Source organism: Minwuia sp. IMCC3060, from assembly GCF_029909435.1.
In the GTDB taxonomy this organism is placed as follows: domain Bacteria; phylum Pseudomonadota; class Alphaproteobacteria; order Minwuiales; family Minwuiaceae; genus Minwuia.
This window is the reverse complement of sequence record NZ_CP123782.1, coordinates 2,709,417-2,723,209: the sequence shown is the minus strand read 5'-3', so window position 1 is coordinate 2,723,209 and position 13,793 is coordinate 2,709,417. Positions and strand designations below refer to the sequence as shown.

Sequence of the window (13,793 nt, the reverse complement as noted above, 5' to 3'; positions counted from 1 at the left end):
TCATGCCCTGCGTTCGCCCCGCCCGGCACCGCAATCCCGGACGGTCCGCCGGGACGAGGTCGCCCGGACTCTAGAAGACCGGGGCAGTCTCGGCGACGTCCTTGTTCTGCATCATGGCATCGTACCAGGCGGCGAGGCCCGGGCGGCCTTCGCGCCAGTTGTCGTCGGCTCCGCGCCAGTTGGCGTAACCCAGTGCCGAGACGGCAGCAATGGTCGCCAGGTTGAAGGCGGCGGGCTGGCCGGCCAGGCGGGTTTCCAGCGCATCGTAGCAGCGGGCGATGCGGTCGGTCTCCGTCTTCAGGACCGTGGGCGACGGTACCCCGTCCTCCGCCAGCCGTTCCTTGCTGCGCTTGTAGGTCGCGTCCATCAGCACGGACGCAATACCCTCGATCTCGAGCTGCTTTGGGGAATAGTCCATCAGCTTGTTGGGGGCCTGCGCGTCGATATAGCGGCCGATGATCAGGGTCTCGCAAAGGCAGGTGCCATCGTCCAGCAGCAGGCCGGGGATCTTGGCGCTGGGGCCGGCGGCGACCAGGACGTTGCGGGCCTCCGGATCCTTCGAGACGTCCAGTTCCTCGATATCCAGGCCAGAGAAACGCGCGGCCAGCAGGGCGCGGCGCCCGTAAGGTGAATTGTGGGCGTGCAAGAGTTTCAAGTCGGTCTCCCCGGTTTCATGTGCTGCGCCGCTGGCTGGTATTGCGGCGGATCAGCCGAAAATGCTTCTGCGTCGCACGATAGATCGGCATGCCCGCAACGCCAGCGGAAAATGGCGACCCGGGCGTGCAGGGCGGCAATGCCACCGGACGGCGGGGCAGCCTAGTCGAACGTGATCACCCAGCGACCCCGACTGCCCCCGGCTTCCAGTGCCGCGTGGGCCTTGCCGGCGTCTTCCGGCGCCACGGTGCAGGCGACGCGCAGGGTCAGCTTGCCGGCGTCGGCTAGCTGCCGCAGCTGATCGAGCTTCTCGTATTCGCAATCATAATTGCGCACCCAGGTCTGGGTGAAGCGGATGTCCCGCACGGCCTCCTCGGGGCTGAAGCCGCGGATGGCGGTGAACACGCCGCCATCCCGGATCGCCGGAATCGCCGCCGCGTTCAGCAGTGCGCCGTCGGCCAGCCCATCGACGCCTTCGGGGAAATGCTTGTGAACCTCGGCGGCGAAGTCATCGCTGCGGGGCACAATGATGTCCGCGCCCAGCGCGCGCAGCAGCGCCTCGTCCTTTGGTGCCGCATCGGCAATGACCGTCAGCCCCTCCGTCTTCGCCAACTGGATGACATAGCCGCCATAGGCACCTGGGCCGCCGGTCACCGCCAGCGTCTGGCCGGGTTCTAGCCCCATCAGGTCAAGAGACAGGCGTGCGGTCAGCCCGTTCATCGGCAGGGTGCAGGCTTCCGCATGACTGGTGTCCTTCGGGGCCGCCACCACCGCCCGCTGGTCCAGCACGATCTGTTCCCGATAGCCACCGTGGGTCGCATCCGGAACCACCATCGCCATGACCCGGTCGCCGACGCGCACGCCGGTGGTCACGCCCTCGCCGATCTGGTCAACGAACCCCGCGATATCCATACCGGGCACATAGGGCGGCGGATCCTTCTTCTGCATCTTGGCCCGGCCGCCATTGCGTCCGACAACGTCGGTCGGGTTCACGGCAGCGGCGTGAACACGTACCCGCACCTGTCCCGGTCCGGCATGCACCTCCGGCACGTCGACCACCTGCAACACTTCCGGTCCGCCATGAACCATCAATCCGACTGCGCGCATGTCCTGCCCCTGTATGTCTGATTCTTCCCCGACGGTAGAGGGTAGGCAGATCACGGTGGCGGCGCCAGCAGATCATCAGACAGCCCCGGTGACCGCGGGCGACGACGGGGAGGGACGCTTCGACTGGTCTTGCTGAATGAACCGAAGTATTCTTGCCCCGAATGCCTGCCTGAAGTCCTCACAAGAACAAGAAGTCGCAACATGCAAGCAGAACAGGAAACAGCCCCGGCCTCGGCGCCGGTTCATCTGGAGGTTGCTGCCGCAACATTCAGCGATGTCGGTGCGGCCGTGCGGGCCGGACTGCGCGATTTTGGCCGACGCCCCCTGCTCAGCCTCTTCTTCGGCCTCGTCTACGCGCTGTTCGGCGCGGCACTGATCGCCGGTCTTGCGGCCAACAACCAGATATGGATCGTCATCGCCGCCGCGGTCGGCTTTCCGCTGGTCGCGCCCTTCCTGGCCGCCGGGCTGTACGAGATGTCCCGGCGCCTGAAACGTGATGAGCCGTTCACCGCCAGTGACATCTTCGGCGCCATCTTCAGCCAGCAGCGGCGGGAGTTCGGCTGGATGTCGTTCGTTGTCCTGTTCGTCTTCTGGATCTGGGCCTATCAGGTGCGGCTGGTGCTGGCCCTGACCATGTCCAGCCAGGCCGTCCATTCGCTTGATCGTTTCCTGGGTGCACTGTTCACGACCAGTGAAGGCCTGACATTCCTGGCCGTGGGCACGGTGGTCGGGGCGGTGCTCGCGACCATCCTGTTCTCGATCACGGTGATCGCGATGCCGCTGCTGCTGGACAAGCGGGTCGATGTCGTCACCGCGATGATCACCAGCGTGAAGAGCGTGCTCCAGAGCCCGGCGGTCATGCTCGGCTGGGGCGCAATGGTGGGGGCGCTGACACTTGTCGCCATTGCACCGCTGTTCATCGGCGTGATCGTGATCTTCCCCGTGCTCGGACACGCAAGCTGGCACCTTTACGAACGGCTGGTGTCGGAGCAGTAAGCGGGACGGGTCGAGGGCTTGAAAGCCTACGACTTTGCCGCAAACTCGATCGGCTTCGCCCATTGCACCAGAACGACGCAGCCGTCCGTTGACCAGACATTGTGGCTGCTGCCTGCCGTGTTCACGATCAGGGTGCCTGTCGGATAGTGGCCGTTGTCGTCCGTCTGGCTGCCTTCCAGTACCAGCACGGTTTCCGGGGCCGGGTGGCGGTGGGCCGGGACGGTGGCGCCGGGCTGGTAGCGCAGCACGGCCAGCGCCGGTTCGCCCTCCAGGATCTTCGCGATCTCGATCCCTTCGCGGAACGGGGCGAAGTCGAGGCTGTTCCAGCCGCCGTTGAGCATGTCGGGCACATTGAAGGGAGCGGTCATCTCTGGACCTCCTGGGTCAGGACACGGGGGACAGGGCGCTGGCGATCAGCTCGACTGGAGCCGTCCATCCGACGATGGCCCCCTGCGCACGGATCATGTCGAGGGTCGCGCGCTTGAACTCCGGAAAGTAGCTGGCCGTGGCGTCCTCCGCCAGCAGGCAATCGAAGCCCCGGTCGTTGGCCTCCCGCATCGTGGTCTGGACGCAGACCTCCGTCGTGACACCCGCAAGGATCAGTTGCGTGATCCCGCGTTCCGCCAGCAGGTCGCCGAGGCCGGTGGCGTAGAAGGCACCCTTGCCGGGCTTGTCGATGACAGTTTCGTCGGGCAGGGCGGCTAGTTCGGAAACGATCTCCGCCCCCGGCTCGCCCGCGATCAGGATGCGGCCCATCGGGCCCGGATCGCCGATGCGCAGTGCCGGATCGCCCCGGTCCCGCTTGGCGGGCGGACAGTCGGAGAGGTCGGGCCGGTGGCATTCGCGGGTATGGATGATGGTCAGCCCGGCGGCACGGGCAGCATCCAGCAGGGCGCGCACGGTGGGGACGATGGCCTGCACCAGCGTAACGTCGTTGCCGAGCGCGGCGCCGAAGCCCCCCGGCTCCAGGAAATCGCGCTGCATGTCGATGACGATCAGTGCCGAGCGGGCCGGATCGAGCGGGAATTCAAACGGCTCTGCCGCAATCATCTTCATCAGGCGTGTCCTGCCATGTGCTGGCCGATGACGGCGATATCGGCCTCCGCCGCCGGGGTTTCGTGAACGATGCTGCCCTCCGACATCACCAGCACCCGGTCGGAGAGTTCCAGGATCTCGTCCAGGTCCTCGCTGAGCAGCAGGACCGCCGCACCGGCATTGCGGGCGGCGACGATGCGGGAGCGGATGGCGGCCACGGCGGAGAAATCCAGACCGAAGCAGGGGTTGGAGACCAGCAGCAGATCCACGTCCCCCGTCAGTTCCCGGCCCAGCACCGCACGCTGCACGTTGCCGCCCGACAGGGTCTGGATCGGGCTGTCGAGGGATGCCGTCTTGACCTGGAACCCCGCCACCAGCTCCGCCGCGCGCCGACGCATCGCCTTGCGGTCGAGCCAGAAGCGGTGGCCATCATCCGGCGTCGTGTCGAAGGTGCGGAAGGCCAGGTTCTCGGCCACACTCATGCGCGGGGCGCAGGCATTGCGCAGTGGTTCCTCCGGCAGGCAACGGACCCTGTGGGTCTGGGATTCCTCCCGGGTCGCGTGAAACGGGGCACCCGCGACCTCGATCCGGCCATCGGAGACGGGGCGCTGTCCGGTCAGGATCTCCATCAGTTCCATCTGGCCATTGCCCGAGACACCGGCGATACCGACGATCTCCCCGCTGTGCACGGTCAGACCGTCGATCCGGATCGGCAGCAGGCCGGAGCGGTCCAGTGCCCTGATGCCGGACAGTTGCAGGACCGGCGCGCCGCGCTCTCCGGCCCGGTCCACGTCGCGCGCCGGCGGCTGGCCGCCGACCATCATTGCCGCCATGTCATCGTGACTGAGGTCCGCCACCTTGCCGCCGCCCGCATATCTGCCGCGCCGCAGGACGCTGACATCGTCGGCGAAGGCAGTCACTTCCCGGAACTTGTGGCTGATCATCAGCACGGTCAGTGCACCGGACTCGGTCAGTTGCCGGACGTGCCCCAGCACCTCGTCCGCCTCCGCCGGGGTCAGGACGGAGGTGGGCTCGTCGAGGATCAGGAAGCGTCGTCCCAGATAGAGCTGCTTCAGGATCTCCAGCTTCTGCTTCTCACCGGCGGCGAGGCGGCTGACCGGCTGGTCCAGCGGCACGGTGAAGGGCATGCGCTCCATGAACTCCGACAGGGCCGCATGTTCCTTGCGCCAGTCGATGATGCCGGGGGTGTCGTCGCGGCTGATCACCAGGTTCTCCGCCGCCGTCAGGGCCGGGACCAGGGTGAAATGCTGGTAGACCATGCCCAGACCCAGCGCATGTGCGGCCTTCGGGTCGGGCACGTCGACTTCCCTGCCGGCCACCATCATCGCGCCGGCGGTCGCGTGATAGAATCCCATCATGCATTTCACCAGCGTGGACTTGCCCGCACCATTCTCCCCCAGCAGGGCATGGAAGGAGCCGGGACGGACGCGGATCGACACGTCGTCCAGCGCCGTGAACGACCCGAACCGCATGGTCAGGCCGACCGTCTCCACCCCCACGGCGGGGCTTCTGTCGGACGGGGTGGTCACGGCAGCTGGCTGATGAAGGTGGCGCTGTCCGAGACCGAGCCGAACACGCCGCCCTGCATCTTCACCATCTTGATGGCGGCGTCGTGATTGCCCTTGTCGGTGGCGCCGCAGCAATCCTCCAGCAGCAGGCATTCGAAGCCCCGGTCGTTCGCTTCCCGCATCGTGGTATGGACGCAGACATCGGTGGTGATACCGCTGAGCACGATGTTCTCGATCCCCTTGGTGCGCAGCATCAGCTCCAGATCCGTGGCGCAGAAGCTGCCCTTGCCGGGCTTGTCGATGATGGCCTCGCCGGGAGCCGGGGCAAGTTCGGAGATGATGTCCCAGCCCGGCTCCCCGCGCACCAGAATGCGGCCGCACGGGCCGGGGTCGCCGATCCCGGCGCCGATCTGCTGCGAACGCCAGCGCTTGTTGGCGGGCAGGTCGGACAGGTCCGGGCGATGCCCCTCCCGCGTGTGCATGATGTGATAGCCCTTGGCCCGCATCGCCGCCATGGTGGCCTTGATCGGTTCGATGGGCGCGCGGGTCAGCGACAGGTCATAGCCCATCTTGTCGACGTAGCCGCCTTCACCGCAGAAGTCGGTCTGCATGTCGATGACGATCAGGACCGTGTTCTCCGGCCTCAGATCGCCGTTGTAGGGCCAGGGATAGGGATCGGCCTTGATGGTGCTCATTCTGCAGCCTCCAGCTTGCGGACATAGGTGCGGGTCGGTGCGTCGAAGCCGCAGCTCGTCCCGTCGGTGATCGCCACCTCTTCTTCCCACGGCAGGCGATAGCGCCCGGCGGCGAGGTCGGTCATGTAGGTATAGGGGCAGTCCTGTGCGCCGCCCTTCACCGCGACATAGCCGCGATGGCCGAACTGGTAGATGTTGTTCTCCACCCCCCAGCCCGTGCGCGCTTCCCGCACCAGGTCGGGGCGCACCTCCGCCGTGATGATCTCGTCGGCCCGGCCCGTGGTGCCATGTGCCAGTACCGTGCCGTCGAAGTTGACGATCATGCCCTCGCCCATGCTGTCGAAGGTGCCGTCGGAACCGCACATGCAGACATTCGCCGTCACCATCAGGTTGCAGAAGGCGTTGGACTGGTTGGTGAAGCGCCAGCTCTCGCGGATCGGCGCGGTATAGCCGGCGGTGCGGATCATGATCTCCGCGCCCTTGTAGGCGCATTCCCGCGCCATCTCCGGGAACATGCCGTCATGGCAGATGATCAGCGCGATGCGCGATCCGTTCGGGCCATCGATGACCGGAATACCGAGGTCGCCCGGCTCCCACGGTTCCACCGGCACCCAGGGATGCAACTTGCGGTAATAGAGCTGCATCTCCCCCTGGTCATCGATGATGATGCCGACGTTGTAGGGCATGCCGCCGGGGTTCAGCTCCATGATGGAGAAGCAGCCCCAGATGCTGTTGTCGATGCAGGCCTGGCGGAAGGCCGCGACCTCCGGCCCGTCCAGGCGGCACATGATTTCCGGGTTCGTGTCCATGCTGAGGCCGTGCAGCGCGTACTCGGGGAACACGACGAGATCCATGTTTGCTGAATTGCGCCGCGCCTTGCCCACCATCTCGACGATCCGCGCTGTCTGTGCCGCCAGATCATCCGGTGTCTCCACCACGGGCAACTGCAACTGCACCATACCGATGACGACGCCGTTCGCCGACTTGTTCAGCCCACCAAGTCCGTTCATTGCGAGACTCCTACTTCGTGATGCTCAGTTCGCCGGGTGCGCTTTCCAGCGCCCGGTTGGGGGAGGATGTGGCGATCAGCAGGCCCAGGGTCAGCACATAGGGGGCAGCATAGAACAGGTAGTAGCCGGAGCTGATGCCCACGGACTGCAGTGCCGGACCCAGCGCCCCGGCGCCGCCGAACAGCAGCGCCGCCCAGAAGCAGTTTACCGGCGACCAGCGCGCGAAGATGACCAGCGCCACCGCCATCAGGCCCTGACCGGACGACAGCCCCTCGTTCCAGCTGCCGGGGTAGTAGAGCGACAGATAGGCGCCGCCGACGCCGGCCAGCGCGCCGCCCGCACCCGTGGCCAGCAGACGCACGACATTGGGGTTCAGGCCCATGGAGCGGGCCGCGTCGGTGCTGTCGCCCACGACACGCACGATCAGCCCGATGCGGGTGGTGCGGAACATCCAGCCCATGGCAACCGTCAGCACGATGCCGATCAGGAACAGCACGTTGACCTGCAGCGCCGCCTGCACCTGGGAGATGTCCGACCACCAGCCGAAGGAGATGGCCGGCAGGTCCGGGGCCTGCGGCTGCACGAAGGGCTTGCCGAAGAAGAAGGCGAGGCCCATGCCGAGCAGCATCAGGGCGATGCCGATGGCAATGTCATTGACCTTCGGCAGCTTGCAGACCCAGCCGTGAAAGAAGCCGAACAGCATCCCCGCGAGCGCGGCGGCGAGGACGCCGATCCATGCGGAGCCGCTTTCGTAGGCGACGGCGTAGCCCGACATGGCGCCGAAGACCAGCGTCCCCTCCAGCCCCAGATTGATGCGCCCCGAGCGTTCCGTCAGGCATTCGCCCAGCGACACGAACAGGAAGGGCGTGGAGACCCGGATGGCGCCGCCGATCATGGCCAGCGGGACGGCCCAGAGGCCGAGATCGGTCTCGTTCATGGCTGTTCCTCCGCCCTTGGCGTGAAGATGCGGAAGCGACCGTAGAGGGTCTCCGATACCAGGATGGCGACGAAGACGATCCCCTCCAGCACCAGAATGGTTGCGTCCGGCAGGTCCATGCGGCGCTGGATCAGGCCGGATGACGCCTCGAAACCGCTGAGCAGGATGGCCACCGGAATGATGGCAAGCGGGTTATGACGTGCCAGAAAGGCAATCAGGATGCCGGTATAGCCATAGCCGCTGACCAGCGAGCCATTGGCGGAACCGTGGATCGCCGAGACCTCGAAGAAACCCGCCAGCCCGGCGCAGGCCCCGCCCGCCGCCGTGAAACAGATGATCAGCCGCCCGACGGGCAGCCCCTGAACCTGGGCGGCGCGAATGTTGCCACCCGCGATCCGGGCAGCGAAGCCCCAGGTCGTCCGCTCGATCAGCACCCAGGCGACGATGCAGGCAACGATGCCCGCGACGAAGCCCCAGTGCACGTCCATGCCTGGCAGATCCCCCACACGCAGCGCCGGGTCGAGTGGCGCGGTGGAGGGCTTGTTGAGACTTGCGGGGTCCCGGAACGGTCCTTCCACCAGATGGTTCAGCAGGGCGATGGCGATATAGGCCATCAGCAGCGACGAGATGGTTTCGTTCACACCCCGCCTGATGCGCAGGGCACCGACGGCCCCGATCCAGAGCCCGCCGATCAGCATTGCGGCGAGCATCATGAGTGGGATGCCGATGGCGGTCGGCGCACCCGAGAGCGCTGTCCCGACCACGGCAGCCGCGAGGCCACCGAGAACGACGGCCCCCTCGCCGCCGATCACCACCAGTCCCAGCCTTGCGGGCAGAGCCACGCACAAGGCTGTAAGCAACAGCGGCGCGACCCGTGACAGGGTATTCTGCCACGAGAACGCCGTGCCGAACCCGGCCTTGTAGACCAGGCCGAAGAAGTCCACCGGCGACTTGCCGAGCAACACCAGGAACACGGAGAAGGCGAGCAGGCCGCCAAGCAGGGCCCCGATCGGAATGATCAGGGGCTCCAGCCGTGGCGCGATGTCCGCGAATCCACGACGTTCAGGTGCACGAAGCTCTGTCGAGGTGCCGGTGGACATCGGATCAGGAAGTCGAGCCGATCACGCCCTCGACCAGGTAGTCCATGCTCTCCAGCGCAATATCATCCTCGGCGAAGGCCTTGCCGGCGGGGGCAATGACATTGCCCTTGTTGTCGTTGATCGGTCCCTTGATGATCAGGAACCCGCCCTTCATGATCTCCGCCTTGGCCGCCTCGAACTGGTTGCGGGCGGTGTCGGAAACCGCCGGACCCAGCGGGCTCATCTTGACGAAGCCATCCGACAGTCCACCCCGGACGAAGTTGTCGATGGTGCCGCCGCTCATCATGGTCTTGACCATGCCGGTATAGACATTGGCCCAGTTCCATTCGGCACCGGTGAGATATTTCGCGGGCGCCAGCGGGCTCTGGTCGGCGTGATAGCCACAGACGAACGCGCCGCGACCGGCAGCGGTCTCCACCACTACCTTCGGGCCATCGACGTGGCAGGTGATGACATCGCAGCCCTGGTCGGCGAGGGCATTGGTGGCCTCTGCCTCCTTCACCGCCAGCGACCATTCGCCGGTGAAGATGACCTGGCAGGTGATGGTCGGGTCCACGGCGCGGGCACCCAGCAGGAAGGAGTTGATGTTCATCAGCACCTGCGGGATCGGCTTGGCCGCAACGAAGCCGATCTTCTTGGACTTCGTGGCGTGGCCCGCGGTGATGCCGTTCAGGTACTGGCCGAGACCGATGTAGCCGAAATATGAACCGGCGTTCTTCGGATGCTTGTCCGCGGACCAGAGGCCGCCCGCGTGCTGGAACCGGACATCCGGGTGCTTCGGCGCGACCGCCAGGATATGCGGATCGAAATAGCCGAAGGAGGTCGGGAACATCAGCGATGCACCGTCGAAGTTGATCATGGATTCCATGGACTTCTGGACGGCGACGGTCTCGGGGACGTTCTCTTCCTCGACCACGGTGACGCCCGCCATCTCCTTGACGGCGGCGGCCCCTTCGGCGTGGGCCTGATTGTAGCCGAAGTCATCCTTCGGCCCGACGTAGATGAAGCCGACGGTCAGGTCAGCGGCATGTGCGGCACCGAAGGGCAGGGCGCTCGCGGCGGCAAGCGCGCCTGTTGCGGCACCGGCCTTGAGAAGGCTGCGACGTGAGATGGTTCTGCGGTTCATGAGTGTCTCCTGGCCCTGGATTCGGAAAGGGGTTCCTGCCCCGCCACATCTGTCTTGGGGCTGCATCGATTGCGGATGAAGAAAGGATAGGTGAGGTGGTGGGTGTCGTCTTTTGCTATTAATTCCTCGGATGTGTTCATTTTCTGCACCGGTCTGGACTCAGCGTCCTGCAGCGAGGTGGCCACGCCATCCAGCCGCCGCGTCAAGTTCCCGCGCACCGGCCAGCCCATGGGTTTCACAGAGAAACCCGGTCACCGACTCGCCGTCGGACAGCGTGAGTGTGCCGAGGCCGAGCGGGGCGGGGATGCCGGCCAGGAAGCTGCCGACTTCCGTCATCGGCAGGGCCCAGACCTCGACAGGCACGGAACCTCCGCCTGCCGGGTCGCGTACCAGTCCGGGTCTTTCAGGCGGGCCGCCATTCAGCGCGTAGAGGCGGTAGTCCCCGGCGGTCGTGGTGGCGCGCAGGAACCGCCCCCCCCGGGATGTGAGCTGACCATTCAGCGGCAGACCGGCCATATGGGCGCCGCAGACCGCGATGGCCATCTCGTCCGGGCCGGGGCGGGGTGCGTGAACGCCCGGTGTCGGGCGGCTGTGTGCCGTTGCACCGACTTTCCCCGACCGCTCCAGTGCGAGTGCCACGGACGCCAGCCAGCCATCCCGTCCTGCCTGTGCCAGCAGGGTGACGCTGCCCGGCCGACCGTCCGTGCGCGGCGCCGTCGGAACGGCAATGCCGCAGAGGTCCATCAGGTTGACGAAGTTGGTGTAGGTGCCAAGCCGGGCGTTCGGACCAATGGGGTCCCGGGTCAGGTCCGCCACGGAATAGAAGGTCGGGATGGTGGGAACACACAGCAGATCAACGCTCGCCACCATCGGATCGGCAATGGCCCGCAGTTCCTTCAGGCGATAGATGCCCCGGAAGGCGTCCGTTGCCGACTGGGTCTCCGCCACCTGGATGATCTGGCGCGTCACCGGATGGACGGCTTCCGGGGCGGAGGCCAGCAGATCCTCGATGACCGCGTGCCGCTCCGCCACCCATGCCCCGTCGTAGAGCAGTCGGGCAATGTCATGGAACGGCGTGAAGTCGAGCGGGACCAGCTCCGCCCCGGCCTTCTCCAGACGGTCCAGGTCCGACATGTAGGACGCCTGCTGCAGGGCGTCACCGAAGAATTCAAGGGTGGCCGCATCCGGCACACCGACGCGAAAGCTGTCCGGCAGGGGGGTCAGCGGCGCGACGCTGACGGGGCGGGAATAGGCGTCACTTGCGTCAGGGGCGGCGACCGCTTCCAGGACGGCGTGCGCGTCCTCCACTGTCAGGGCGAAGATCGAGATCGTGTCGAGGGTCCGGCAGGCCGGCACCAGGCCGCTGGCGGAGATGGCACCCAGTGTCGGCTTCAGTCCGACAATGTTGTTCAGCGCAGCCGGCACGCGTCCCGATCCCGCCGTGTCGGTGCCGAGGGAAAAGCAGACCATGCCGTGCGCCACCGCGACGGCGGAACCGCTGGACGATCCGCCGGGCACGATTGCCGGGTCGACGGCGTTTCGGGGGACCGGGTAGGGGGTGCGGACCCCCACCAGGCCGGTCGCGAACTGGTCCAGATTGGTCTTGCCGATGGGCAGCGCCCCCGCGGCTCTCAGGCGCGCGACGGAGACCGCATCCTGTTTGGCGCGGTAGGAATACGCCGGGCAGGCGGCGGTGGTCTCGTGCCCGGCGACGTCGATATTGTCCTTGATCGCGAAGGGAATGCCCCAGAGCGGCAGGGAACGATCCATGCCTGCCAGCGCATCGACGGTGGCCAGCACCTCCGTCCGGTCGAACAGGTCGATGAAGATGCCCGGATCATCGACCTCGGCGATGCGTCGGTAGACTTCCTCGATGACTGCCACCGGGCTGACGCCATCGGCATAGGCCGATCGAAGAGACGGCAGCGTGAAGGGCAGATCATCAAGCATGGGTGTCTCCTGACAGGCCGTCACAGCCCCTGTTCTTCTTGCTGGAGTGCGGGAGGCTGCGGCGCGGCGGCCACCAGCGTTCGTGTGTAGTCGGTTGCCGGATTGCGCATCACCTGCTCTGCCGGGCCCTGTTCGACGATGGAACCGCCCTGCATCACGATCACCTGGTCGCACAGCAGGCGGACGACGTTCAGGTCATGGCTGACGAACAGGTAGCTGATGCCCAGCCGTGCCTGCAGGTCGATCAGCAGGTTCAGCACGACGGCCTGGATCGAGACATCCAGCGCCGCCGTGGGTTCGTCCAGGATCAGCAGGTCCGGGTCCAGCGCGATGGCCCGCGCGATGCCGACCCGCGCCTTCTGGCCGCCCGAAAGCTGGTGCGGAAACCGGTCCAGCAGGGGCAGCGGCAGGCCGACCAGATCGGCGAGTTCCGCGATCCGTTCATCACTTGCCCCGTCACCCAGTCGCCGAAGCGGTTCGGCGATGGACTGGCGGGAGGTGTGGCGGGGGTTGAGACTGTTGGTGGCATCCTGAAACACCATCTGGATGCGGGCGCGACGCGGGTCCCGGGCAAAGCGGCTGGCCGGTGTTGCAGCGAGGTCCTCGCCACGGAAGATGATCTGGCCACTGGTCGGGTCCAGCAGCCGCACGACCATCGATGAGGTGGTGGACTTGCCACAGCCGGATTCGCCGACCAGCCCCAGGGTCTGGCCCTTGTTGATGGTGAAGGAGACATCGCGGACCGCATGGACGGGGCCTGAGCGGGAGGGGAAGGTCTTGACGAGGTTCCGCACCTCCAGCAGTGGTTCATCCTCTACCCGACGTTCCGGCAGCGGGGTTCGGGCCTCCACCGGCAACAGCTCCCGGATCTGCGCGCCCAGCCGGGGCGTGGCGTCTATCAGACGGCGGGTGTAGGGGTGGTCGGGGGTGGTGAACAGGCTGAGCGGTGTGCCGCGTTCCACCACCTCGCCGTCGCGCATCACCATGATCCGGTCGCAATAGCCCGATGCGAGGCCCAGGTCGTGCGTGATCAGGATAGCGCTCATTCCCCGGTCGCGGATCAGGTCTGCCACCAGGTCCATCACCGCCTTCTGGGTGGTGATGTCCAGCCCCGTTGTCGGCTCGTCCATGATCAGCAGCTTCGGATCACAGGCCAGCGCCAGGGCGATGACGACACGCTGGCACATGCCGCCGGACAGTTCGAACGGATAGGCATCCACCCGCGCGGCGGCATCGCGGATGCGCACGGCCTCCAGCGCCCTGATTGCCTCCGCCCGCGCCGTGGTCCGCGTGGCGCGGGCATGGCGGCGCAGCACGTCGCCGATCTGGTCACCGACCCGACGGATCGGGTTCAGCGCGGCGCGCGGGTTCTGGAAGATCATGGAGATCTCCCGCCCCCGGATGTTGCCCATCTGGGTCTCCGTGGGATCGCTCAGGTCGACGCCGCCATAGCGCACCGTGCCGTCGGTTACCTGCCCGCCGGCCTCAAGCAGGCGCATGATCGAATAGGCGGTCACCGACTTGCCGGAACCGGACTCGCCGACGACGCCCAGGATCTCGCCGCTTGCGACGTCCAGGCTGACACCCTTCAGGGCATCGACGGGACCCCGGCGGGTCTGGAAGCGGACTGCGAGATTGGTGACTGACAGCATGG

13 protein-coding genes are annotated in these 13,793 nt (G+C 66.5%); 1 reads left to right on the top strand and 12 read right to left on the bottom strand.

The features are described from left to right. Positions 1-70: 70 nt before the first annotated feature. Both QGV54_RS12775 and QGV54_RS12770 read right to left on the bottom strand, forming a co-directional pair. Entirely contained in the window at positions 71-655 is a 585-nt protein-coding gene (locus QGV54_RS12775) for a glutathione S-transferase family protein (protein ID WP_281016433.1), read from the bottom strand. Positions 656-816: 161 nt separating this feature from the next. Then, positions 817-1,761: an NADP-dependent oxidoreductase gene (locus QGV54_RS12770; RefSeq protein WP_281016434.1), complete on the bottom strand. Its 945-nt coding sequence runs from the start codon at positions 1,759-1,761 to the stop codon at positions 817-819. Between the two features lie 201 nt (positions 1,762-1,962). Here QGV54_RS12770 and QGV54_RS12765 point away from each other — a divergent pair, with 201 nt between their 5' ends. Beyond that, positions 1,963-2,757 carry a DUF2189 domain-containing protein gene (locus QGV54_RS12765; RefSeq protein ID WP_281016435.1) on the top strand — a complete coding sequence of 265 codons (795 nt, stop codon included), beginning with the start codon at positions 1,963-1,965 and terminating at the stop codon, positions 2,755-2,757. A gap of 26 nt (positions 2,758-2,783) precedes the next feature. On the opposite strand, the gene QGV54_RS12760 is transcribed toward QGV54_RS12765, so the two are convergent. The 10 genes from QGV54_RS12760 to QGV54_RS12715 form a co-directional block, all read right to left on the bottom strand. After that, positions 2,784-3,125, bottom strand: a complete 342-nt coding sequence (locus QGV54_RS12760; protein WP_281016436.1) for a cupin domain-containing protein — start codon at positions 3,123-3,125, stop codon at positions 2,784-2,786. A gap of 16 nt (positions 3,126-3,141) precedes the next feature. Beyond that, entirely contained in the window at positions 3,142-3,813 is a 672-nt protein-coding gene (locus tag QGV54_RS12755; protein ID WP_281016437.1) for an isochorismatase family cysteine hydrolase, read from the bottom strand. Next, positions 3,813-5,285 carry an ABC transporter ATP-binding protein gene (locus QGV54_RS12750; protein WP_348637698.1) on the bottom strand — a complete coding sequence of 491 codons (1,473 nt, stop codon included), beginning with the start codon at positions 5,283-5,285 and terminating at the stop codon, positions 3,813-3,815. The genes QGV54_RS12755 and QGV54_RS12750 overlap by 1 nt, the downstream gene beginning before the upstream one ends. A 53-nt stretch (positions 5,286-5,338) precedes the next feature. After that, on the bottom strand, positions 5,339-6,016 hold the full coding sequence (locus QGV54_RS12745) for an isochorismatase family cysteine hydrolase (protein WP_281016439.1): 678 nt from the start codon (positions 6,014-6,016) through the stop codon (positions 5,339-5,341). After that, complete coding sequence (locus QGV54_RS12740; protein ID WP_281016440.1) at positions 6,013-7,026, bottom strand: formamidase; 1,014 nt, start codon at positions 7,024-7,026, stop codon at positions 6,013-6,015. Before QGV54_RS12740 ends, QGV54_RS12745 begins: the two co-directional genes overlap by 4 nt. 10 nt (positions 7,027-7,036) lie before the next feature. Then, a complete protein-coding gene (locus QGV54_RS12735) occupies positions 7,037-7,963 on the bottom strand; it encodes an ABC transporter permease (protein WP_281016441.1) in 927 nt (308 codons plus the stop codon). Then, a complete protein-coding gene (locus QGV54_RS12730) occupies positions 7,960-9,063 on the bottom strand; it encodes an ABC transporter permease (RefSeq protein WP_281016442.1) in 1,104 nt (367 codons plus the stop codon). The genes QGV54_RS12735 and QGV54_RS12730 overlap by 4 nt, the downstream gene beginning before the upstream one ends. 4 nt (positions 9,064-9,067) lie before the next feature. Beyond that, positions 9,068-10,189, bottom strand: coding sequence for a BMP family ABC transporter substrate-binding protein (locus QGV54_RS12725; RefSeq protein WP_281016443.1), 1,122 nt, complete (start codon positions 10,187-10,189; stop codon positions 9,068-9,070). Positions 10,190-10,348: 159 nt separating this feature from the next. Beyond that, positions 10,349-12,139, bottom strand: a complete 1,791-nt coding sequence (atzF, locus tag QGV54_RS12720) for an allophanate hydrolase (protein ID WP_281016444.1) — start codon at positions 12,137-12,139, stop codon at positions 10,349-10,351. 20 nt (positions 12,140-12,159) lie between these two features. Beyond that, positions 12,160-13,791 carry an ABC transporter ATP-binding protein gene (locus tag QGV54_RS12715; RefSeq protein ID WP_281016445.1) on the bottom strand — a complete coding sequence of 544 codons (1,632 nt, stop codon included), beginning with the start codon at positions 13,789-13,791 and terminating at the stop codon, positions 12,160-12,162. Between the last annotated feature and the right edge of the window lie 2 nt (positions 13,792-13,793).